Origin of the sequence: Enterococcus sp. AZ088, assembly GCF_051714845.1 — a bacterium.
Lineage (GTDB): Bacteria > Bacillota > Bacilli > Lactobacillales > Enterococcaceae > Enterococcus > Enterococcus faecalis.
On sequence record NZ_JBIOSQ010000001.1, the window covers coordinates 1750991 to 1773648 of the forward strand.

The following is a 22658-nucleotide window of genomic DNA, read 5'->3' on the forward strand; positions in this document are numbered from 1 at the left end:
ATTTAATACCCCTCTGGTACGGCTGTCTGTGAAATACGTTTTCTGAAAATATAATAGGACCAAGCAGTATAAGCTAACACGAATGGTAAAATGCTTAAAGAAATCCACGTCATAATTTTTAGTGTATATGGTGTGCTTGTTGCATCTTTAATCAACAAATCAAAACCTTCACTACCAATCATAACACGTGGGAACAAGCCACTGAACAAGAGAGCAACTAGTACAACTAATGTTAAACCACTCGCTAGAAAAGCTAACATCTCTTTGCGTTTAAACACCCCAACATTAGCAATGACCGTTAAGACCACAATTGCTAACGTTAAAATTAAAGTGACCGCAAAGTTCTTTTCATAAAAGTCCGTTTTGAAGTACATCAACACTGCAAAAACAACTAAACCGACATATAAAACGCCGTATAAGATTTCTGCATAATTTCGAGCACGTTCGCGAATTGGGCCTTCTGTTTTTAAAGCAATATAGTTCATGCCGTGTAAGTAGCAAAGTAATGTTAAGGCTACTCCACCAACAATTGAAAACAGATTAAAATAATCCGTAAATTGCGCGTGCATATTGCCGTTTGCATCTAAAGGCATCCCTTGGACTAAGCTGATAAACAAAATACCAAAGAAGAACGGTACAAGGAAACTACCAATTGATAGTGTCCAGTTCCACATCCGACGACGTTTACCTTCCGGCATGTTATGGCGGAATTCAAAGGAAACTCCGCGAATAATTAAGCCAAATAAAATCGTAAATAGAATTAAATAGTAGCCACTAAATAATGAAGCATACCAATATGGGAAAGAGGCAAACATTGCGCCGCCCGCTGTTAATAGCCAAACTTCGTTTCCGTCCCAAACAGGTCCAATTGTTGCAACGACTTGATCTTTTTCGTCGTCATTGTGTGCCAACGTTTGAACGGCCATTCCAACACCAAAGTCAAATCCTTCTAAGAAGAAGAAACCTGAGAACAAGACGCCGATAAGGACAAACCATAATAATTGTAGTGTACTCATTCGCCAAATACCCCCTTATCAAATGGATCCAACGCTGGTTCATTTTCTTTCGCTAATTTTTTCGCTTCATAGTCTGGTCCTTTACGTAATTCTAAAATGACCAAGTAAACCATGACACTACCTAAACCAGCAAATAATAAGAAATAAATGACATTTGACGTAATTAATGAAGCAACCGATACATTTGGTGAAACACTTTGTTCAATCGTAAATAATCCATAGACAGTCCACGGATAACGACCTAATTCAGTGACTAACCAACCTGTTGTATTGGCAAGGAATGGTGCGAACGTACATAAAGCAACAATCCACAGCATCCATTTCTTCTCGTACAGCGATGGTTTTTTCTTCCTTGTAAAGAATAGTCCTAAGGCAGCAACCAATAACATTAAGGCACCAAAACCAGCCATGATACGGAAGCTCCAGAATAAAGTGTTAACTGGTGGATAATAATTTTTATCATCCCCATATTTTTCTACCAAACGCTTGTTGACTGTATCCATTCCATCAACCGAACCTGATAATTTGTTATACGATAAAATACTTAGCATATATGGAATATCGATACCAAAAACTTGTTTATGTTCTCGTTCATCTGCCCAAGCAATCAATGTCCAAGCAGCAGGATCATCAGAGTCTTCATAGGCCCCCTCCATCGCCGCAAATTTCATTGGTTGTCCTTCAATTAGAGCTTTCATTTGCAAGTCGCCAGCTAATAAAACGCCGATTGAACCGAACAAAGTAACCCATAAGCCAATGCGCATAGATGCTTTGTGGAATGAAATATCCCGTTTTTTCAACAATTGGAAAGCAGCCATACCAGCTACTGCCATGCCGCCCAATGTAAAGGCGCCCATGATAACGTGTGAAAATTCATACCAAACTTTTGGATTGCTGATGACAGCTACAAAGTCCACCATTTCAGCACGGCCATTATTGATGACATAACCTACTGGATGTTGCATAAAACTATTGGCAACTAAAATCCAGAAAGCAGACATCATTGAACCGAATACGACTAACCAGATAAACGTTACGTGAACTTTTGGATTCATTTTATCCCAAGTAAAGATCCACAAACCTAAGAATGTTGACTCTAAGAAGAAAGCTAAGAGCGCTTCTACCGCCAACGGTGCCCCAAAAATATCTCCGACGAATCGAGAATAATCAGACCAGTTCATCCCAAACTGAAATTCTTGAATAATCCCGGTTACAACCCCAACAGCGAAGCTTAATAGGAATATATTTCCCCAAAACTTGGCCATTTTACGATAACGTTCCTCTTTTTTCACAACGTACATTGTTTCCATAATTGCTACAACAAGTGCTAATCCTATTGAAAACGGTACGAAGAAAAAGTGGAAAACTGTTGTCATCGCAAATTGGATTCTCGCCAATGTTACAATATCAAACATATTATTTCCTCCCTGATTTGCTTCCACACAAAGAAACAAGCTTACCTGAATTGTTCATTTCCATTAGCGATGACTCTTTTTATCTACGAAACTAAAAGAAAATTCAAGTGAACTTTTCCAAAAAGTGTGAAAATGCATGTAATATAGAATAATTCCAATCTAAGTATACAACTTTCTGAGGCAGAAACCAAACAATACAGAAGCATTTCTCACAATTTTTTTAGGTGCTCCCAAGATTTCTTCCCTTTCTTCTATCAATAAAAAAAGCCCTTCCTAAAAAAAGGAAGAACTAATCTCAATCTATCAACATTTTGACTTATCACTTGATTAGTTTCCGAAAATTGAAGCAGCTCGTCTTTGATGATAAAAATTCTAATCTTGTGATGAAAATTACGGATTGCTTGTAGTGATAGTTTGCTTTTTAACAACATGACTCTAAAACATCCACCGGTTCCCGCAGTCCCCACTTTAGGTTTTGGTACCATTCTAAACAACATGACTCTAAAACACTACACGCAACAGGTTATTTATGATAGCAGTTTTGGTACCATTCTAAACAACATGACTCTAAAACAAACTTTTTCATCTTCCCAATCGTAACCCTGTTTTGGTACCATTCTAAACAACATGACTCTAAAACTTATGTCCGGTGGTGTTTACTCCTAAAAATGTTTTGGTACCATTCTAAACAACATGACTCTAAAACCGATGCGACCGCGAATATCAAACGAACCAAGTTTTGGTACCATTCTAAACAACATGACTCTAAAACTAGTCAGGCGTTGTTTCTGTTGTAACATCTGTTTTGGTACCATTCTAAACAACATGACTCTAAAACCCACTATGGTGCATATTGGGAGATAGTTGCGTTTTGGTACCATTCTAAACAACATGACTCTAAAACCGAATGTCGATATAATAATCAGTTTGACATGTTTTGGTACCATTCTAAACAACATGACTCTAAAACGATTTACCTGAACTAAACGATATTGGCATTGTTTTGGTACCATTCTAAACAACATGACTCTAAAACTTACTTTTACGGTATTAACTTATATAGATGGTTTTGGTACCATTCTAAACAACATGACTCTAAAACCTCGGAGAATTATTTTTTCTCCATGATTCCGTATTCGCATCACTTATCCATAGCTAGATTTCAGTTTAGAAGGTCTGATTTTTTTCTTCACGTTTATTATACCAAACTTTCTCCTTCTTGGCGGAAAAACCCACCATTTTTCAATGGTGGGTTTTCTTTATTTAGTAGCTGTAACAGCGAGCCAGATTTCACTGTACTTAGCTTCTGCTGGTCCTTGATATTGCGTAAACGAAATTTCTGGTGCTGCAACGACTTGGTAACCAGATGAAGGCAACCATTCAGAGAATATCCTTGCCCAGGTTTCTTGTAATGTTTGTGGGAAAGGACCTTCATTTGGAAAAACCGCCCATGTATGAGCAGGTACGCTTAGTTGCTCCAAATCTTCATAGATATTTTCTTGCAAAGTGGCAAAGCCAATCATGTGTGTCATTTCTCCACCTTCTGTTGTTCGTCCCTCTTGAAAGTCAAAAGAAGCATTTACTACTTGATGAGGATATATGTCATCAAATGTATGCATTTCCGCTCGTTGTTGTGGTGTAATGCGCTGTGCTAATTCCATGATTGCTTGATTTTCCCCTTGATACTGCAAGGGAACCTTCTGACTAACTCCGACTATTTGAAACGCTGGTTTTTCAATCAATTTAACATCCATTGATTGTCCTCCTTTAATATCAATATAGAAAGAGAATTTAGGGAACGTTTTTTGGATTTGTGTTTTCATTACTTCAGAAGGGGCTTGTCCTGACCAATCGCGAAAGGCTCTTGAGAATCCTTCAATACTTTGATAACCATATTTAAAAGCTACATCTGTCACTTTTTCACCAGCAAGTAATGCTAAATTTGCTTCCGCCAAACGTCTCTTTTTAATATATTCAGCCAGACTCATCCCCGCAATAAACGAAAAAGTTCGTTTAAAATGGTAAACAGAAATCCCTGTCTTTTTTGCCAATTCATCGAAGGATACTTCTTCCGTTAAATGTTCTTCAATATAATCCATTGCTTGATTTAAATTTGCGAGCATCCGTGTCCCTCTCTTTCTATTTGAAAGTTTACTAAAGACCAACAAGGATGACTTGATTATTTAGAGTCAACATTCGTCAAATTGCTACTCTTGGTTCATAGCGGCTTTTAAAGCCTGTGCTAAAGCACTTTCTTCTGGTTCGTCTGGTTGTGAATATTTTTTCATCAAACGACGTTCTTCATGTTTAGTCATTTTTTGTTTTCGTTCTTTTTTATCGGGAATTTTTTCAGTAATCGAACAGAATTTACATTTGAAAGAACGACCATTTTTTCCTTCTATGATAACCATTTTTTTATGGCATTGTGGGCAACGGTGATTGGATACTTTAGGATCTTTTCGCCGACGATAAGAACATTCTTGGTTTGTACAAACGTAAATCTTCCCATCTTTCGTATTTTTTTCCCGTAAGTTTGAGCCACAATCTGGACATTTTTTTTGCGTAATGGAAAAATCTTGATATTTTTTCTCGCTTTGTTTAATTTCACGGACTAATTTTTTCGTATCCTCTTCAATATCCTTTAAGAAAAGTTGACTCTTTTGTTGACCCGAAGCGATTGCTTCGAGCGACTTTTCCCATTTTTCCGTTAGTTCAGGTGTCACAAGTGATGGATTCACCAAGTCTAATAGTTGCTTTCCTTTGGCAGAGACACTTAAACCGCTATTGGTTCGTTCCATCAATTCTGATTTAATCAGTTTTTCAATGATTTCAGCTCGCGTTGCCGGTGTGCCTAAACTGTGTTTCTCCATTTTTCCTAACAACGTTCCTTCGGTTAATGGTTTTGGCGGCGACGTTAATTCTTTGTTAATGGTAAAGTTTGGCGCAACGGTCATGCCTTTTTGCCATTGGACAGTGGATAGCGGCTGTTCGGCTGTTGTTTTCCAACCAGCAACAACTACTTTATTTTGATGAAAGACAAATGTTTCTTTTCCAAAAGCGACTGTAACTTTTGTTTGTTTGGTTTGATTTGGCTCAGCAAACAAACCTAAGAATCGTTGAACAATCATTTGATAGATTTTTTGTTCATCATTGCTTAGTTTTTCATAACGAGGACGTTGTTCAGTTGGAATCAACCCATGGTGATCCGTGACTTTTGCATTTTGGAAAACTTTTTGTTGTTTAACAACGGCCCCATTTTTAAGGTAGCCTTTCACTTCTGGTGAAAAATCAGCAATAGCTTGAAGGCGCTCTTTCATCGTTCCTTTCATATCCGTCGTTAGATATTTGCTGTCAGTTCGAGGATAGGAAACAATTTTATGGGTTTCGTATAAACTTTGTACAAGAGACAACGTTTTCTTTGCAGAAAATTGGAATCGCTGGTTGGCTTCACGCTGGATTTCGGTTAAATCATACGGTAACGGCGCATTTTCTGTTTTAACTTTTTCTTGGATATCGGTAACTAAGCCCTTTTGTTTTGAGAGTTCTTTGACTAATTGTTCTGCTTCCTGCCGTTCTTTTAAAGCGTATGGATTTTTTTGGGTCATCTTTGCTTTTTCTGATTCAACAGTTAACGAGATAGTAAAATAAGTTTGAGGCTTAAATTGTTCAATCGTTTTTTCTTGTTGGCGTACCATTGCTAAAGTTGGTGTTTGAACACGACCTGCGGATAAGTTATCTTGATATTTCACTGTCAAGGCCCGTGTGACGTTTAGCCCAACTAACCAGTCAGCTTTTGCGCGCGCCAAGGCAGAGTAATACAAATTATCGTAGTCTTTCGCTGGGCGAATTTTCTTAAACCCGTCTTTAATGGCTTTGTCTGTTTGAGATGAAATCCATAAGCGTTTGACTGGTTTGTTAAAACGGACATATTCTAAAATCCAGCGGGCCACTAATTCACCTTCACGACCAGCATCAGTGGCAATCACGGCTTCAGAAACATCTTTACGATTAGCTAATTGTTTAATCGCTTTTAATTGATGTCCCGTTTTCGGTAACGGTTTAATCCCTAAATTCTTAGGAATCATCGGTAAAGTTTCCATTTGCCACGTTTGCCATTCTTTGTTTAAATCTTCTGGCATTTTTAGTCCTAAGAGATGGCCTAAAGCCCAGGTGACAATCACGTTGGGTCCTTCATAATAATTCTTATTTTTTTGATTTGCTCCTAAAACGCGGCTTAAATCTTTTGCTACGCTAGGTTTTTCAGCAATAATTAATTGTTTTGCAACCACTAGTTTCGCTCCTTTTTAAGTGCTATCTTTTCGTATTATACCAAATATTAGCTCGATTTTCTCTAAATTCCGAGAATAGAAAAAGAGTTTAAAGAAAATTCCCTGAGGTTTTTCTTTAAACTCATGCGTTTCAAATAACTTTCCGTTTGCAGAATTTTGTTTTGCCAAAATGATTCGATATTGTGGTAAACTCAGCTTTATTTTCAAAAGTAACCGCATGATGATTTTCTAGTAATGCTAAACCGAAGTATTGTTGTAAATCTTCATCGCATTCTTCACACCAGCGTTCTTCCCCATCATTCCAGAAAGCCGTTAAATAATTAGGCTTTGTGTTGACGTATGTATAATTCTGAGAAAGTTTTTGCCAAACTTCCACATAATATGTCTCTGCATCGGTCAAGTTATCGAAGGTTTTTTCTTGAACAATGTCCTCTTGCCAATCATCAAAAAACCACCAAGGTTCATTGTCGCCATACATTGTAATTACTTGATACATTGAACCGCTCCTTTTTTTGCTACTGTAGGTATCATAGTCACTTTCTGAAAAAGTTGCAAGGATTTGGTTTCGGACTGAGAAATTTTTGAAATTTATTTTATCCTGCTACTTCTAAAGAAGCAATAAAATCTTCAATCATGCGACGATAACTTTCTTCCGGCGTGGCTTCTTCGCGTTGAAAATAACCTAAAAAACGTAAGGTAATATAGCCATGGATTAAACTACGTAATTCTCGACTTTTGTGCAGTCGTTCTTCATTATTAAATGGATAAAAAGCTAAAAGTTGTAAGATAATTTGATTGGTTTCATGGATGCCTTCAATTAATTGTTGGTTTTGCGTTTTCGGCACACTGATAAGTAATTCATAGACTGCAGAATTTTCAAAAGCAAATTGTTGGTACGTTTCAGCATATATCCGAATTGCTTCTGCGCCACTCTTACCCACTAAGGCTCTTCGCAATGCATCATTTAATTCTTGAATTAACAAGTCCACTAGAGCATTTTTTACTTCAGCAATATTTTTAAAGTGATTATAGAGTGAAGGATACTTGATGCCTAAATCAACGGCTAAATTTTGAAAGGTTAATTGGTGAACGCCCAATTCTTCCGCTAGGTTGCGGGCACTTTCAAGGATTTTGGCTTTCGTTAAATTCCGTTTTTTTGCCATCTTTCTGACGCCTCCAATTCTTAAATTTTGGACAAGTATTAGTTTATCATATCTATTGACTCTTTTTAAACTATAAATTATAGTTTATAATAATAATTTGTAAACATCATTTTTGAAAGAAGGCTGTTTGGCATGCATATTACCAACCGTTCTCATTTGGCCGATCGTTATGGCAAACGAACCAGTGCAGAATTTTTATTACACGAACGTCCTATTTTATCTTTTCCTATTTCTTTAGCGGCCATTCCTAAAGAAGCCCGCTATTTATCCTGGGAATTAATTGATTATGACACGATTCCTCTAATCGGTTTCCCTTTTATTCATTGGTTAGCTGCCAATGTTCCTGTAACCAATGAGATTCCTGAAGACTTTAGTCGAACAGCACTCAAGCCTACCATTCAAGGAAAAAATAGTCTTGCTTCTCCTTTGGGGAAACAGATGATTCCAGCGCTTGCCACTGAAACGTTACCTGAGTTAACCGAACGTTATCTGGGGTTAAGTCCTCGCTCTGGTGTGCACACCTATACGTTATATGTATACGCTACAAAAAATCCACTAAATTTAAAAGAAGGCTTTTTTGCGAATGAATTGCATCAAGCATTGAATGATCAACGACTCGCCAAAGCCAAATTTGAATTTCTTTACTAGAAAGTGAGGAAATAGAATGTATGAATTAATTAAAAGTAAAATTTTCCGTCCAAGACAACCTTGGGAAAAAAATCTGCTTGTTTTATGGTTTGGCACATTTATGGCTGGTATTGGCTTTAGCTTAGTGATGCCATTCATGCCTCTTTATATCAACACATTAGGTAATTTTACCCACCAACAATTGAATTTTTGGAGCGGAATCACGTTCTCCTCCACTTTTTTAGTCACGACCATTGTTTCACCTTGGTGGGGCCGTTTAGCCGACCGAAAAGGACGCAAGTTAATGTTATTACGCGCTTCATTAGGGATGGCTATCGTCATTAGTTTAATGGGCGCAGTCACAAGTGTTTATCAATTGATTGGCTTACGCTTATTACAAGGTGTTTTTTCTGGTTATATCAGTAATGCGACTGCGTTAGTTGCTACAGGCACACCTAAGGAAAAAAGCGGTCAAGTGCTTGGTACTTTAGCCACTGGTTCTGTTACCGGCACGTTGCTTGGTCCTCTTTTGGGCGGTGTCACTGCTTCTATTTTCGGTTATCGGCCAACCTTTTTCATTACTGGTACGATTTTATTACTCGTTTTTGTTTTGAGTCTCGTCTTTGTCCATGAAGAGTTTGTGCCAATTGAAAAAAATCAAGCCGCATCTGGGAAACAAATTTTAAAAAAACTAGAACATCCCCACGTGATTCTTGGAATGTTTATTACGACATTAATCATTCAAGCTTCCAATAATTCAATTAGTCCCATCATCAGTTTATATATTCAACAATTGTTGGGTGGTCACGGAAATGTCACCTTAATTAGCGGAGTCATTGCTTCTATTCCAGGGATTGCAACGTTAATAGCCGCCCCTCGTTTCGGCCGGTTAGGCGATCGTATTGGCAGTGAACGCATCTTGACAATTGGCTTAATTTTAGCCATTTTCGTTTACCTACCAATGGCCTTTGTTCAAAATGTCTGGCAGCTTGCCATGCTTCGTTTCTTAGTTGGGATTTCCGATGCCTGTTTACTACCAGCTGTTCAAACGTTGATCACTCGTTATTCCCCAAGTGACGCTGCAGGTCGTATTTTCAGTTACAATCAATCTTTCCAAGCGACAGGAAATGTGATTGGTCCTATGATTGGTTCAAGCGTATCTGCCGCTTTCGGTTATCGTGGGGTCTTTATTTCCACTTCTTGTCTGGTTCTCATTAACCTTCTATGGGTTCGTCGAAGCACCGCCGAATTAAAAAAAGAGAAAAATGATGACTAAGTTATACACAGAAAAGTTATCCACAATTTGAATTTTTAATTTTTCTCTTTTTCTTATTTCAAAAAAAATAGGCATATAAAACAAAAAAGAAAAGCGGATATTTACTGGTTTTATGACCAGCATATCCGCTTTTCTTTTGGTTAACTATACGCTTTTTGTTTCACAACTCGTGAAACTTTTTTAGACGTATTGTAGTTCTTTTTCATCTTGGTAGGCGCGATCAATTAAGCCGCCCCCTAAGCATTCCATTCCATCATAAAAAACAACAGCTTGACCTGGAGTGACTGCGCGGGCTGGTTCCTTAAACGTAACGGTTGCTTTTGTGCCATCTTCAGATAAGGAAACATGCACTGGAATATCTGCTTGACGATAACGGAATTTAGCCGTACAGTCAAACTCTTTTGGCATTGGCGTATCAACAGTAAAATGAACCTCACTAGCTTCTAAATGTGTTGCATATAGTTTTTCATGGTGAAATCCTTGTCCCACATATAATGTATTGGTAGTTAAATCTTTCCCAATCACAAACCATGGTTCTTGTGTTTTACCGCCGCCACCAATTCCTAAGCCTTGGCGTTGACCGATAGTATAATACATCAGACCATCATGTTGTCCTTTGATTTCGCCATCTTCTGTCACCATGTTGCCTTTTTTAGCTGGTAAATAATTACTCAAAAATTCTTTGAAATTCTTTTCACCAATAAAACAAACGCCCGTTGAGTCTTTTTTCTTGGCTGTGGCTAATCCAGCACGTTCAGCAATTGCACGAACTTCTGACTTTTCCATGCCACCCAATGGAAACATTGTTTTTGCCAATTGGGCTTGTGATAATTGGCTTAAAAAATAGGTTTGGTCTTTATTATTATCAATTCCACGTAACATATGCACTACGCCATTTTCATCTGTTTCTACTTGCGCATAGTGGCCAGTTGCAACATAGTCAGCGCCTAGTTGCATAGCATAATCTAGGAATGCTTTAAATTTAATTTCTTTATTACACATGACATCTGGATTTGGTGTCCGTCCTAACCGATATTCTGCTAAAAAATATTCAAACACACGGTCCCAATATTCTTTTTCAAAATTGACCGAATAATACGGAATCCCAATTTGATCCGCTACTTTTGCGACATCTTTATAATCCTCAGTTGCGGTACAGACACCATTTTCGTCTGTATCGTCCCAATTTTTCATAAAGATCCCAATTACATCATAGCCTTGCTCTTTTAAAAGCAACGCTGTGACAGATGAATCGACACCGCCACTCATGCCTACCACGACACGCGTTTTGCTGTTATCTGCCATTTTATCACCATCATTTCAATTAGATTCTGAAATCATCCACGATTTGAAGGTCGTAACTTTTCAGTGCTTTTCATTATACTATTTTTTTGAAATAAGTAAAGCAAGCCGGGCGTATAATGAGAAAATACTTGGAACAAAGACACAGCCAACAAGCTATTGCTTTCAAATAAACAGAAAACCTGAAGGAACAAGCTACTTTCACTTGTTTCTTCAGGTTTCTCTAAATTATTCTACTTTCTCTAATACACCACGGCTAATTAAGCCATCCATTAAGAAAAAGTATTTTTCTTTACTCATTTCATGTTGTTCATTCTTGAAAATATTCATTGGTTTTAAACCATTTGCCGTTGTAATGGACATTTTCAACTCTTTTAGATCAGCAGTGATCGTAATTTTCAATTTGAAGCCTTCATTTCTCTGAGGCGTTGGATCTAAGGAACGAATCAATTGAAAGTTCCCTGATTTTGTTTCAGTAAAGCCGTTATCTTTTAATGTATAGCGTTTTGCACTAGGATGTACTTTGTAAAAAACTGTTGAGCCTTCAACAGCAGCCGTTGTTGTAAATGCCATGGGTTCCACCTCGTTATTTTCATTGTTATCTTCATTATAGCGAAAACCTGTAGCTGCCGCAATCAGATTATTTTTTCAATTGTTGAATCACTGCAACTAGTACTTCAGAAAAAGTCGCAATTTCTTCTGGTGTGTTCCCATAGCCAAAACTAATCCGGATTGATTCTTTAATAGCCGAGGAATTTTCTCCATACATCGCTGTCAACACGTGCGAAGGATCCACAGTTCCCGCTGTACAAGCCGAGCCTGTTGAAATCGCAATACCTCTTAAGTCCAAATGCATTAAGAGCAAATCACTGGGAATTCCTTTTAAATGAAGATTTAAGACATGCGCTAAACGATTGGTTGGTTCACCATTAATTGAAAAATCAATATTGGCTTCTTCTAACGCTTTTAAAATAATCGTTTGAAAACTTTGATAGGCTGTTTTTCTTGCTTGCTTTTCTGCAGAAGTTAGTAATGAAACGGCAGTACCCATGCCAATAATTCCAGCTAAGTTTTCCGTGCCCGCACGTCGTTTTTCTTCTTGTTCCCCACCATGTAAAAGAGGTGGTAATTGGATTGCATCGCTTTTAAATAAAAAACCTACGCCTTTTGGACCATTGATTTTATGAGCGGAAATACTTAATAAGTCGATCCCTAATTCATGAGGTAAAATGACTTCACTTCCATAAGCTTGGACGGCATCTGTATGAAAAATCGCCGAATGATTTTTAAGAATTGCACCAACTTCAGCAATCGGTAATCGATTTCCAATTTCATTATTGCCATACATCATTGAAACCAAGATCGTTTCTTCGCGTAAAGACTTTTTGAATTGATCCATTGAAATCTGACCATTTTCATTCACAGGCAAGTAAGTCACTTCAAAGCCTAACGTTTCTAAGTATTCCATCGTTCGTAACACAGCGGGATGTTCAATTGCCGTAGTAATAATATGTTTTCCTTCCTTTTGACGAGAAAAAGCAACTGCCAAGATGGCTGTGTTATCCCCTTCTGTGCCACCACTATTAAAAATAATTTCGTGGGGTTTGGCTTGTAAGCTCTCGGCAATCGTTTGACGCACTTCTTCCAGAAGACCGTGTGCCTTTCGTCCAAACTGATGAATACTTGATGGATTGCCAAAAGTCGTTTGCATATTTTCAGTCATCGCTTGAATGACCGTTGGATGAAGCGGTGTTGTTGCCGCATGATCTAAATAAATGGGTTCCAAATGACTCGTCCCTTTCCTTATGTTCTGGCGTTATTCTAGCATAAAAAGCTTAAAACACAAAATCAGAATACTTTCTCTTCTATTTATAAAAGAGATAAGAAAAATAGGCCCAACACTATTAAAGTTGTTAGACCTATTTCTAGTTTAAGGAATCACTTATTCTCCTTTTGGTTCTAAACGGAATAATGGACTCATTGGTTTATTTTCATGAATACGAAGTAACGCTTCCCCCATTAACTCAGCGCAAGAAATAATATTCAAGGTTGCTGGTTGGCGGTCTGCTGTCGTATAAACAGAGTCAGTAATACTAATTTCCTTAATCGGCGCATTTTCTAAGGTTGCTTTTGCGCCTTCTGATAACAAACCATGCGAGGCGCAAGCATACACTTCTTGCGCACCATTTTTCATTAAAACTTCCGCCGCTGTGGCTAACGTTTGACCAGTATTCAAAATGTCATCAACAAGAATACATTTTTTCCCAGCGACATTCCCAATAACGTAACCTTCTTGGCGCACCCCATCAATCTCTTCATGGTCGACAATTGCTAAGGTCGCATCTAAGTACTCCGATAAACTACGTGCGCGTTGAACGCCACTGTTTTTAGGCGAAACAATCACAATTTCTTCCCCTACTAATGCTTGTTGACGATAATAATGAGCAAACAAAGGCATTGTAAATAAATTATCTACTGGGATATCAAAAAATCCTTGGACTTGAACAGTATGCAAGTCTAATGTCAACAAACGTGTTGCGCCTGCCTCTACCAACATATTAGCAACTAATTTCGCAGTAATGGGTTCTCTTGGTTTCGCTGTGCGGTCTTGGCGAGCATAACCATAGTAAGGCAAAATAACATTAATTGTTTTTGCGCTAGCACGTTTTAATGCATCAATTAAAATAAGCAATTCCATCAAATGATCATTTACAGGAGCATTCGTTGCTTGGATGATGTAGACATGATCGCCACGAATACTTTCTTCAATATTAATTTGAATTTCGCCATCACTAAATTGGCGCACGGTGCTTTTTCCTAATTCTGTTCCTACTGATGCTGCGATTTTTTCAGCAAGTGGTCGATTTGCATTTAAACTGAAGATGCGTAAGGTGTCATCTTGATAGTTTTCGGTCATGATATCCTCCGTCAATATAAAATAATAGTCGTTTTCATTCATATTCTACCATTTTTTGTCATAAAAATCATGGGATCCTCCTTAATTTATTGAAAGAAACGGTTTTCTTTGTGAAAAAAGCGCTTGTATTTAGGTGCGCCTAAAAATTATTTGCATTTTCTTAAACTATCCCTTATACTGATTTTAAGGCAAACCTAAAAAGGAGGAATTTCATGAGAAAAAGCTTTAACTTAGCTGTTCAAGCGTTAACCGTTCAATATCAAGGACGGACCGCTTTAAATAATATCCACGTTACTATTCCCTCCGGTAAAATTACTGGAATTATCGGACCAAATGGTGCTGGAAAGTCAACATTTATTAAAGGGTTATTAGGCTTGATTAAAACAAAGGAACGTGATGTTTTGTTAAATAATCAAGCGATTGACCAACAAAAAACAACCATTGCCTATGTAGAACAACGTAGCGCCTTGGATCTTAGTTTCCCAATTAGCGTTTTTGAAACGGTCTTGCTAGGAACCTATCCAAACTTGGGACTATTAAAACGCCCAGGAAAGAAAGAAAAGCAAGCAGCCATGGCTGCATTAAAAATGGTGCAATTAGAAGACTATGCGCAACGCCAGATTGGCGAACTTTCTGGTGGCCAATTACAACGTGTGTTTATCGCTCGTGTTTTGGCCCAAGGTGCTGAGGTGATTTTTTTAGATGAACCTTTCGTCGGCATTGATATGTCTAGTGAAAAAGTGATTATGGATATTCTCAAATCATTAAAAAATCAAGGTAAAATGATTATCATTGTTCACCATGATTTGCACAAAGTGTCCCACTATTTTGATGAATTAATCGTTTTGAAAAACCGGCTAATTGCTGCGGGTCCTGTTGAACAAACATTTACTGCAGAAACGCTCCAAGAAGCATACGGTGATTTGTTAGGTGATTTATTAATACAGGGGGTTGCAAAATGATTGCTGCATTTATTGATGGTTTATTCCGTTATCAATTTTTACAAAATGCCCTTTTGACGTCTGTAATTGTCGGACTCATTTCAGGGGTAATTGGTTCATTCATTATTTTACGTGGGATGTCTTTGATGGGTGATGCGATTTCCCATGCCGTTTTACCAGGAGTCGCTGTTTCTTATATGTTTGGTTTCAATTATATTTTTGGCGCTTCTATTTTTGGCTTATTAGCTGCATTATCAATCGGCTTTATTACCCAAAAAAGTCCACTAAAAAATGATACTGCCATTGGTGTTGTCTTTAGTTCTTTTTTTGCTTTAGGGATTATTTTTATCTCTTTTGCAAAAAGTTCCACCGATTTATATCATATTCTGTTTGGAAATGTATTAGCGGTCGCAGATACCGATATTTTAATTACTTGTGTCGTCGGCGTGATTGTTTTGATTTTTGTGGCATTGTTTTATAAAGAGTTGCAACTCACTTCTTTTGATCCCACAATGGCTCAGGCTTATGGTTTAAATATTCAATTTCTCCACTATGCATTGATGTTTTTACTAACACTAGTCGCTGTTTCTTCTTTACAAACCGTCGGAACTATTTTAGTCATTGCCATGCTGATTACGCCAGCAGCAACAGCTTATCTATTAACAAATCACTTACCGACAATGATTGGCTTAGCCTCTACTTTTGGGATTTTAAGTTCAGTGATTGGCCTATTCTTCAGTTATTCTTATAACTTAGCTTCTGGTGCGACGATTGTTTTAACCGCCGCCTTATTCTTTTTATTGGCTTTCTTTTTCTCACCAAAGAAAGGCCTAGTATTTGTAAACCGTGAGAAAGAAATGGAGGAATCAACGAATGAAAAAATTTAGTTTATTTTTTTTAACACTTTTAGCAGGGTTAACGTTAGCTGCTTGCGGGAATCAAGCCGCTGAAAAGAAAGAAAAATTAGCAATTGTGACAACGAACTCGATCCTATCTGATTTAGTGAAAAATGTTGGGCAAGACAAAATTGAGCTGCATAGTATTGTGCCAATTGGGACAGACCCTCACGAATATGAACCGTTACCAGAAGACATTGCGAAAGCTTCTGAAGCGGACATTTTATTCTTTAACGGCTTGAACTTAGAAACAGGCGGAAATGGCTGGTTTAACAAATTAATGAAAACGGCCAAAAAAGTTGAGAATAAAGATTACTTTTCTACAAGCAAAAATGTTACGCCACAATATTTAACAAGTGCCGGTCAAGAACAAACAGAAGATCCGCATGCTTGGTTAGACATTGAAAATGGCATTAAATATGTAGAAAACATTCGTGACGTGTTAGTAGAAAAAGATCCAAAAAATAAAGATTTCTATACAGAAAACGCGAAAAATTATACCGAAAAACTTAGCAAACTACATGAGGAAGCCAAAGCTAAATTTGCTGATATTCCTGATGATAAAAAATTATTAGTTACAAGTGAAGGTGCCTTTAAATATTTCTCCAAAGCTTATGATTTAAATGCCGCTTATATTTGGGAAATTAACACAGAAAGTCAAGGAACACCTGAACAAATGACCACGATTATTGATACCATTAAGAAATCAAAAGCACCTGTGTTATTTGTTGAAACCAGTGTCGATAAACGTAGTATGGAACGGGTCTCAAAAGAAGTGAAACGACCAATTTATGATACACTTTTCACAGACTCTCTTGCCAAAGAAGGAACAGAAGGCGATACGTACTACAGCATGATGAACTGGAATTTAACAAAAATCCATGATGGCTTAATGAGTAAATAAATAATAAAGAAGAAAGAACCAAGTTGACTCCCCCTCAACTTGGTTCTTTCTTCTTTATTTAACTAATTCCTCAATATCAATTACTCGATCCACAATTTCTTCATAAAAATCTGCTTCATGGGAAACCAGAAAAACCGTTCCTGGGTAAACGTGAATTGCTTCTTGTAAACTTTTTTTGGCCGCTTCATCAATATGATTGGTTGGCTCATCTAAAAATAACAAATTACTTGTTTGCATCATTAGTTCCGCTAGTTTTACTTTTGTTTGCTCACCACCACTTAACAGGGCTAACGACTGCATTGCTAACTTATCTGGTAAACCTGCTCTAGCCAAATGACTTCTTCGCTCTTTAATCGTTGTATCTGGAAAACGATCTGATAAATAGTCTAGCGGCGTTAACTGCTCATTAGGCCACGCTAAGTCTTGGGTAAAATAAGCAATTTTTGTATTCAGCGGATAATGAAATTCTCCATCTAATGAAGGAATCACTTTCGTCAACGTTTTAATTAATGTTGATTTGCCAATCCCATTGAAACCTTTCAATGCGACTTTTTCACCGACATGAACCATTAAATCTAACGGTTCTAACAAAGGTTCCCGATAGCCGACAACTAACTTCTGGGTCGTTAGTGCTTGCGTTGCAACTAACCCTTGATAAGGAAATTCAATCGCTGGCTTAGTCAAGGAACCTGGCGGAGTCAATCGTTCCAACCGGTCCAATTGTTTTTGTCGACTTTTAGCCATCGTTGCTCGATTTCCAGCTTTGTATTTACGAATATAGGCTTCCATTTTTTCAATTTTTTCTTGTTGGGCCTGATACTGTTTCAAATAGGTTTGTTTATTCTGCTCTTTTTGTGCAAAAGATTTTTCTACATTTCCAGTATATTTGGTTAACTTGCCAAACTCAATGTCTGCGATGCAATTCGTCACTTCATTTAAAAATTGATAATCATGGGAGACTAATAGAAAGCTTCCTTCAAAATTATTCAGATAGCGAACAAGCCATTGAATATGTGTATCATCTAAATAGTTGGTGGGTTCATCTAAAAGTAACACATCAGGGGCCTCTAACAATAATTTTGCTAAAATCACTTTTGAACGTTGACCACCGCTTAGCTCCCCTAACTTTTTATCCAAACCAATTGCTTGTAGTCCTAACCCATTGGCTAAATCCTGAATAATCGTGTCGATTTGGTAAAAATTACTTTCATCTAAATCTGTTTGTAACTTGCCTGCTTGTTCTAAAAGTTTTTCCGAAGCCGTTTGACTGTATTCTTCATAAAGTTTTGTCAGTTTCGCTTCTTTATCAAAAAGTTCTTGAAAGACTTGTTTCAAAAAATCAACCATCGTTAGTGATTGTTCTACAGAAACATGCTGATCCAAGTACCCAATCTTACAATTTTTTTGCCACTGAATCGTTCCTTCGTCTGGCAATACTTCCCCCGTTAAAATTTTAATTAAGGTGGATTTGCCGACACCATTTTGGCCAGTTAAGCCTAAATGATCCCCTTTATTCACTTGCAATGAAGCCTCTTCATACAAGACCTTTTCGCCAAACCGATGCGTTAAATGTTCAATAGTTAAAATACTCATTTTCGTCACTTCTTTCTTGTTAACTGATTATTTTGGGACAACAAAAAAAGAACCACGTCTGCACGTCGTCCATCCTGACAGAAATCCCGACAACCGCTTGTACGTACACTCAAATAAGACTAGCTTTTCTAGTCAAAAAATGTCCTATCAAGCGATGAAGAAATTAATTGCTCGGCTCCACAACAGTGCTTCATCTGTTCTTAAACTATCGGGAGCTACTTTTCTTGTTAATTTATCAGTTAAAACAAAAAACATGTGAATCACCTTTCTTATGCTTGTATTCTACCATAGAATGACAAGAAAGCAAGCCACGTTGGTTTATAACGAAAGGAGCCCACAAACAATCATTTTGTCGGCTCCCTATCCCTATTATTCTGATAAATAGTTTAATGCATAGCGTACGTGGTACTCTGCTGCTAAAAGTAAGGCACGTTCATCAATATCAAATTGTTCATGATGGTGTCCAAAATGGGTAGCAGGATTTTCAGGGTTTCGTGAACCGACCCGTCCATAGATACCAGGAATTACCGCTAAGTAATCAGCAAAATCATCCGCCCCTAAACTTTTAGGATGATCGGTCACAACATTTTCAAAACCAACAATTTCACTGGCTACCTGCTGTGCACGGTTGGTTGCTTGTTCTTCATTAATTAATGGATTCGCTGCCGCATAAACAGAAAAATCAGCAATTTCTGTGCGATGAGACTGGGCAATTTCATGGGCAATTTCTTCGACTCGTTGTAAAACAAATTGGCGCGTTTCCTGACTAAATGTTCGAACAGTACCTTCAATGGTTGCCTGGTTTGCTACAATATTATAGCGTGTTCCTGCTTGTAAAACGCCAATTCCTACTACGACAGAATCTAAAGGATCAATCTCGCGAGCTACAATTTTTTGTAATTCCACAACGATACTGGCCGCTGCTAAAACAGCATCCCGGCCATTCTGTGGTTGGGCGACGTGACTACTTTGACCACTGACTTCAATTTTAAAAATATCACAAGAGGCGTTGGTGGCGCCTTTGGTAGCGACTAATTTTCCGACCGGCACACTAGAATCTAAATGAATCCCAAACACTTGGTCGATTGCTTCTAAATAATTTCCTTCCACAAATTGTCGCGCGCCTGCACCAATTTCTTCAGCGGGCTGAAAGGCCAGTTTAATCGTTCCTGAAAAGGTATCCTGATGTTTTTTGAGCACTTTAGCTGCACCTAGCAATGCTGCCGCATGACCATCGTGTCCACAAGCATGATTGAGTCCTGGATTTTTAGAAGCATAGGCAGTACCTGTTGCATCTGGCAATTCCAACGCATCAATATCTGCACGTAACAAAATCGTTTTGCCAGCACCAAGACCTCCTTCAATGGTTGCTAAAACACCCGTTTCCCCTACTTCTACAAAAGGAATAGCTAAGGCTAGTAGTTCTTCTTTAATTCGCTTAATCGTTTCATATTCTTTTAAACTTGCTTCAGGGTATTGATGAAAATGACGTCTTAAATGGATTATCCATTCCTTTTCTGTAGCAATAGCTTCTTGGATTGTTTGAATCGTTGTTGTACTCATTATAAATGCCTCCTTTATTTTTTACCAAATGTTTCCCAGGCTGGAACATTGGCGCCTTTTGATGTTTCTGCAATGACCTTTTTCGTTTCTTCTTGTTGATATTCTTCTACAACTTTTTGATAAAGTTTATTCTCTTGATCTTCTTCTCGGGCCACGACAATGTTCACATAAGGTTTCGCTTTTTCGTTTACAGGTTCTAAGAAAATAGCATCTTTATCTGGTGTATACCCAGCATCGACAGCCATGCCGCTATTAATCACTGAAGCATCGACATCTTGTAAAGCACGCGCTGTTTGCGTAGCATCTAATTCAGTTATTTTCAATTGGCGTTTATTTTCAGTAATATCACTGACAGTCGGTAGTTGCTGTTTCGCAGGATCAACTTTTATCAGTCCTGCAGTTTGTAATAAAATTAACGCCCGCCCACCATTCGTTGGGTCATTAGGAATAGCAATTTCTCCGCCGTCTTTAATTTTCGTGATATCTTTCAATTTATTAGCGTAAATTCCCAATGGTGCATTGACTGTATTGCCAATTGATACTAATTTCGTCCCATGTTCTTTATTGTAATTGTCTAAAAAGATTTGATGCTGAAAGGCATTTAAATCAATTTCTTTTTCTGCTAATGCTGCGTTTGGTTGCGTATAGTCTGTAAATTCTACCAATTGTAGATCAATATTTTTCTTTTTCAAACGCTCTTTGACCGATTCCCATTCATCGTTTTTTGTTCCTACAACGCCTAGTTTAACAGTTTCTGTCTTAGTATCCTTCGCAGTCCCCGATGCACAACCTGCAATCGTAAAAGCTAATACTCCAATAAGTCCAATTAATTTACTAAATTTTTTCATTTGTCATTTCTCCTTTTTCTAATGTGATGTTTTTTTGATTAATTGATTACTAATGGCTTGACTGATAAATACCATAATTAAAATAATTAACGTGGCCATAAATGTCACATCGGTTTGAAAGCGATTGTAGCCTCGAGTAATCGCTAAGTTGCCCAGACCACCAGCCCCAATCGCTCCTGCCATGGCTGTTAATCCAATTAAATTAATAATTGTCACCGCTGAAACACGAATAATACTTGGTAACCCTTCAATTAGATAAACCCGAAAAATAATCCCTAAGGGACTCGTCCCCATAGCTTCTGCCGCTTCGATAACGCCAGGATCCACTTCTAATAACGCATTTTCAATTTGGCGCGCGAAGAACGGGATTACGCCAATAACTAATGGGACTAACGCTGCGGTTGTACCAATTGTCGTTCCTGCCAAAATTCGTGTTAATGGTTGAATCAGTGCGAGCATAATGATGAAAGGAATAGAGCGGCAAACATTAATAATTTTTTCTAAGACACTATACAGGGGTGGATTTTTCAAAACACCACTGGGGCCAGTACTGACAAGCACGACACCCAACAAGACTCCTAACACACCAGCAATCAATGCTGTCCAAAAAACCATGTATACTGTTTCCCATGTACTTTGAAGAAATTCTTGTTTTAATTGGACAACATTCGGAAAATATTTCTCAAATAATTGATACATTCTCAGTTCACTCCTTTTTTAAATCACCTGTAAATTCTGCTTTTTCTTCGTTTGCTGATAGGTTTTCAAAACATTGGTTCGCACGCCTTGTTTCGCTAAATAAGTAAGGGCTTGTTGACGCTGGGCCTCATCACCAGAAAGCACCACAATTAAATGACCAATAGGAACGTTTTGAACAATTTCGACATTACCATAAAGGATATTCGTATACACCTGATATTGGCTATACAATTGTGCAATTAATGGCTCGTTCGTTTGATCTCCCACATAAGAAAATTCAATTAATTCTTGATTTTTATCTAAATCAGCTAATTTAGGATGTTCAAGAATCGTGGTTAATGCTTGGTCAATATGAGTTGCTGTCCGAATAAAATCTTTGGTTAAAGGTTGTTGGGGTTGACTAAAAATCGAAACAATATCGTTTGATTCGACAACGCAGCCATTTTCCATCACCGCGACTTTATTACAAATTTCTTTAACCACTTGCATTTCATGGGTGATTAAGACAATCGTCAAGTTCAGTTCTTGATTTAACTTTTTTAACAAAGCTAAAATCTGTCCTGTTGTTTTTGGATCTAACGCACTCGTCGCTTCATCACAAAGTAAAATTTCAGGATCATTTGCTAAAGCGCGGGCAATCGCAACCCGCTGTTTTTGCCCTCCTGATAGTTGACTGGGGTAAGCGTCCCGTTTTTCACTTAGTCCAACTAGCTCTAATAAATGGCTGATTTTTTGACGCCGTTCACTTTTACTTAGCCCAGAATATTTTAATGAAAAATCGATATTACTAAATATGGTCCGCTCTTTCATCAAATTAAAATGTTGAAAAATCATTCCAATCTTTTTTCGTTGTTGTCGTAATTCCTTTTTAGAAAAAGTTAAAATATTTTCTTTGTTAATAATAACGGTGCCCGCTGTTGGTCGTTGCAATAAATTAATTACCCGTACTAACGTACTTTTTCCAGCACCGGAATACCCAACGATTCCGTAGATATCCCCTTTATCAATCGTCAAAGAAACATCTTGGACAGCCTGAATTTCTTGTTTTTTTTGTTGAAATGTCACACTGATATTTTTTAGTTCAATCATTCTTTATCCCCCTTCATTCTTACCAACCTGCATTTTTTCACAAAAAAGAAAAAAGCATCCTCAACGACACAACTCGAGTTGTATCGTTGAGGACGCTTTTTTGCGTGTTACCACCTCATG

The 22658-nt window shown here is 37.7% G+C and carries 20 protein-coding genes, 1 CRISPR repeat array and 1 other annotated feature (1 of these 22 cut by a window edge); of the genes, 5 read left to right on the top strand and 15 right to left on the bottom strand.

Annotated features, from left to right (window positions below):
* Positions 1-2: 2 nt before the first annotated feature.
* From cydB to IGL17_RS08610, 6 genes are all read right to left on the bottom strand, one after another.
* Complete coding sequence (gene cydB, locus IGL17_RS08585; protein WP_002356976.1) at positions 3-1016, bottom strand: cytochrome d ubiquinol oxidase subunit II; 1014 nt, start codon at positions 1014-1016, stop codon at positions 3-5.
* Positions 1013-2431: a cytochrome ubiquinol oxidase subunit I gene (locus IGL17_RS08590; protein WP_002356974.1), complete on the bottom strand. Its 1419-nt coding sequence runs from the start codon at positions 2429-2431 to the stop codon at positions 1013-1015. Before IGL17_RS08590 ends, cydB begins: the two co-directional genes overlap by 4 nt.
* A 472-nt stretch (positions 2432-2903) precedes the next feature.
* Positions 2904-3533: a CRISPR direct-repeat array (repeat unit 36 nt; unit sequence GTTTTGGTACCATTCTAAACAACATGACTCTAAAAC).
* A 157-nt stretch (positions 3534-3690) separates the two neighbouring features.
* Entirely contained in the window at positions 3691-4554 is an 864-nt protein-coding gene (locus IGL17_RS08595; protein ID WP_016618438.1) for an AraC family transcriptional regulator, read from the bottom strand.
* Positions 4555-4638: 84 nt separating this feature from the next.
* Positions 4639-6720, bottom strand: a complete 2082-nt coding sequence (locus IGL17_RS08600) for a DNA topoisomerase III (RefSeq protein WP_002388224.1) — start codon at positions 6718-6720, stop codon at positions 4639-4641.
* A gap of 130 nt (positions 6721-6850) precedes the next feature.
* Entirely contained in the window at positions 6851-7216 is a 366-nt protein-coding gene (locus IGL17_RS08605; RefSeq protein ID WP_002356966.1) for a DUF1033 family protein, read from the bottom strand.
* Positions 7217-7313: 97 nt separating this feature from the next.
* Positions 7314-7883 (bottom strand): TetR/AcrR family transcriptional regulator, encoded by a 570-nt coding sequence (locus tag IGL17_RS08610; protein WP_002411399.1) that lies wholly within the window; start codon positions 7881-7883, stop codon positions 7314-7316.
* Positions 7884-8015: 132 nt separating this feature from the next.
* Here IGL17_RS08610 and IGL17_RS08615 point away from each other — a divergent pair, with 132 nt between their 5' ends.
* Entirely contained in the window at positions 8016-8531 is a 516-nt protein-coding gene (locus IGL17_RS08615; protein ID WP_002362073.1) for a YbhB/YbcL family Raf kinase inhibitor-like protein, read from the top strand.
* Positions 8532-8547: 16 nt separating this feature from the next.
* A complete protein-coding gene (locus IGL17_RS08620; protein ID WP_016618437.1) occupies positions 8548-9786 on the top strand; it encodes a multidrug efflux MFS transporter in 1239 nt (412 codons plus the stop codon).
* Positions 9787-9966: 180 nt separating this feature from the next.
* Here IGL17_RS08620 and mnmA read toward each other — a convergent pair whose 3' ends face one another.
* The 4 genes from mnmA to IGL17_RS08640 all read right to left on the bottom strand — a co-directional run bounded on the left by mnmA (position 9967) and on the right by IGL17_RS08640 (position 14005).
* A complete protein-coding gene (mnmA, locus tag IGL17_RS08625) occupies positions 9967-11091 on the bottom strand; it encodes a tRNA 2-thiouridine(34) synthase MnmA (protein ID WP_002362075.1) in 1125 nt (374 codons plus the stop codon).
* A 225-nt stretch (positions 11092-11316) separates the two neighbouring features.
* Positions 11317-11661 carry a DUF1831 domain-containing protein gene (locus tag IGL17_RS08630; RefSeq protein WP_002356959.1) on the bottom strand — a complete coding sequence of 115 codons (345 nt, stop codon included), beginning with the start codon at positions 11659-11661 and terminating at the stop codon, positions 11317-11319.
* A 67-nt stretch (positions 11662-11728) separates the two neighbouring features.
* Complete coding sequence (locus IGL17_RS08635) at positions 11729-12874, bottom strand: cysteine desulfurase family protein (protein WP_002360007.1); 1146 nt, start codon at positions 12872-12874, stop codon at positions 11729-11731.
* Positions 12875-13030: 156 nt separating this feature from the next.
* Positions 13031-14005, bottom strand: coding sequence for a ribose-phosphate diphosphokinase (locus IGL17_RS08640; protein ID WP_002362076.1), 975 nt, complete (start codon positions 14003-14005; stop codon positions 13031-13033).
* Positions 14006-14217: 212 nt separating this feature from the next.
* Here IGL17_RS08640 and IGL17_RS08645 point away from each other — a divergent pair, with 212 nt between their 5' ends.
* The 3 genes from IGL17_RS08645 to IGL17_RS08655 are packed head-to-tail and all read left to right on the top strand — an operon-like array spanning position 14218 to position 16746.
* Positions 14218-14967 carry a metal ABC transporter ATP-binding protein gene (locus tag IGL17_RS08645; protein WP_002360005.1) on the top strand — a complete coding sequence of 250 codons (750 nt, stop codon included), beginning with the start codon at positions 14218-14220 and terminating at the stop codon, positions 14965-14967.
* The gene (locus IGL17_RS08650) at positions 14964-15833 is read left to right on the top strand and encodes a metal ABC transporter permease (RefSeq protein WP_016618436.1); all 870 of its coding nucleotides are present in this window, start codon (positions 14964-14966) and stop codon (positions 15831-15833) included. Before IGL17_RS08645 ends, IGL17_RS08650 begins: the two co-directional genes overlap by 4 nt.
* A complete protein-coding gene (locus IGL17_RS08655) occupies positions 15820-16746 on the top strand; it encodes a metal ABC transporter substrate-binding protein (RefSeq protein WP_002356954.1) in 927 nt (308 codons plus the stop codon). Before IGL17_RS08650 ends, IGL17_RS08655 begins: the two co-directional genes overlap by 14 nt.
* A gap of 54 nt (positions 16747-16800) precedes the next feature.
* Here IGL17_RS08655 and IGL17_RS08660 read toward each other — a convergent pair whose 3' ends face one another.
* From IGL17_RS08660 to IGL17_RS08680, 5 genes are all read right to left on the bottom strand, one after another.
* The gene (locus tag IGL17_RS08660) at positions 16801-18339 is read right to left on the bottom strand and encodes an ABC-F family ATP-binding cassette domain-containing protein (protein WP_438839743.1); all 1539 of its coding nucleotides are present in this window, start codon (positions 18337-18339) and stop codon (positions 16801-16803) included.
* Positions 18340-18708: 369 nt separating this feature from the next.
* Positions 18709-19902 carry an amidohydrolase gene (locus IGL17_RS08665; RefSeq protein WP_002410522.1) on the bottom strand — a complete coding sequence of 398 codons (1194 nt, stop codon included), beginning with the start codon at positions 19900-19902 and terminating at the stop codon, positions 18709-18711.
* A 14-nt stretch (positions 19903-19916) separates the two neighbouring features.
* Positions 19917-20750, bottom strand: coding sequence for a MetQ/NlpA family ABC transporter substrate-binding protein (locus IGL17_RS08670; RefSeq protein WP_002401303.1), 834 nt, complete (start codon positions 20748-20750; stop codon positions 19917-19919).
* A gap of 18 nt (positions 20751-20768) precedes the next feature.
* Positions 20769-21449, bottom strand: a complete 681-nt coding sequence (locus IGL17_RS08675; protein WP_002366918.1) for a methionine ABC transporter permease — start codon at positions 21447-21449, stop codon at positions 20769-20771.
* A gap of 18 nt (positions 21450-21467) precedes the next feature.
* Positions 21468-22538: a methionine ABC transporter ATP-binding protein gene (locus IGL17_RS08680; protein ID WP_010713268.1), complete on the bottom strand. Its 1071-nt coding sequence runs from the start codon at positions 22536-22538 to the stop codon at positions 21468-21470.
* A gap of 85 nt (positions 22539-22623) precedes the next feature.
* Positions 22624-22658, bottom strand: a binding site (T-box leader) (it continues 216 nt past the right edge of the window).

Excerpts from the sequence above, each read along its gene's own strand:
- IGL17_RS08620 (WP_016618437.1), top strand. The coding sequence starts at position 8,548 with ATGTATGAATTAATTAAAAGTAAAATTTTCCGTCCAAGACAACCTTGG.
- IGL17_RS08670 (WP_002401303.1), bottom strand. The coding sequence starts at position 20,750 with ATGAAAAAATTTAGTAAATTAATTGGACTTATTGGAGTATTAGCTTTT.
- cydB (WP_002356976.1), bottom strand. The coding sequence starts at position 1,016 with ATGAGTACACTACAATTATTATGGTTTGTCCTTATCGGCGTCTTGTTC.
- IGL17_RS08590 (WP_002356974.1), bottom strand. The coding sequence starts at position 2,431 with ATGTTTGATATTGTAACATTGGCGAGAATCCAATTTGCGATGACAACA.
- IGL17_RS08605 (WP_002356966.1), bottom strand. The coding sequence starts at position 7,216 with ATGTATCAAGTAATTACAATGTATGGCGACAATGAACCTTGGTGGTTT.
- IGL17_RS08595 (WP_016618438.1), bottom strand. The coding sequence starts at position 4,554 with ATGCTCGCAAATTTAAATCAAGCAATGGATTATATTGAAGAACATTTA.
- IGL17_RS08610 (WP_002411399.1), bottom strand. The coding sequence starts at position 7,883 with ATGGCAAAAAAACGGAATTTAACGAAAGCCAAAATCCTTGAAAGTGCC.
- IGL17_RS08630 (WP_002356959.1), bottom strand. The coding sequence starts at position 11,661 with ATGGCATTTACAACAACGGCTGCTGTTGAAGGCTCAACAGTTTTTTAC.
- IGL17_RS08665 (WP_002410522.1), bottom strand. The coding sequence starts at position 19,902 with ATGAGTACAACAACGATTCAAACAATCCAAGAAGCTATTGCTACAGAA.
- mnmA (WP_002362075.1), bottom strand. The coding sequence starts at position 11,091 with ATGGCAGATAACAGCAAAACGCGTGTCGTGGTAGGCATGAGTGGCGGT.
- IGL17_RS08655 (WP_002356954.1), top strand. The coding sequence starts at position 15,820 with ATGAAAAAATTTAGTTTATTTTTTTTAACACTTTTAGCAGGGTTAACG.
- IGL17_RS08615 (WP_002362073.1), top strand. The coding sequence starts at position 8,016 with ATGCATATTACCAACCGTTCTCATTTGGCCGATCGTTATGGCAAACGA.
- IGL17_RS08645 (WP_002360005.1), top strand. The coding sequence starts at position 14,218 with ATGAGAAAAAGCTTTAACTTAGCTGTTCAAGCGTTAACCGTTCAATAT.
- IGL17_RS08680 (WP_010713268.1), bottom strand. The coding sequence starts at position 22,538 with ATGATTGAACTAAAAAATATCAGTGTGACATTTCAACAAAAAAAACAA.
- IGL17_RS08660 (WP_438839743.1), bottom strand. The coding sequence starts at position 18,339 with ATGAGTATTTTAACTATTGAACATTTAACGCATCGGTTTGGCGAAAAG.
- IGL17_RS08640 (WP_002362076.1), bottom strand. The coding sequence starts at position 14,005 with ATGACCGAAAACTATCAAGATGACACCTTACGCATCTTCAGTTTAAAT.
- IGL17_RS08675 (WP_002366918.1), bottom strand. The coding sequence starts at position 21,449 with ATGTATCAATTATTTGAGAAATATTTTCCGAATGTTGTCCAATTAAAA.
- IGL17_RS08650 (WP_016618436.1), top strand. The coding sequence starts at position 14,964 with ATGATTGCTGCATTTATTGATGGTTTATTCCGTTATCAATTTTTACAA.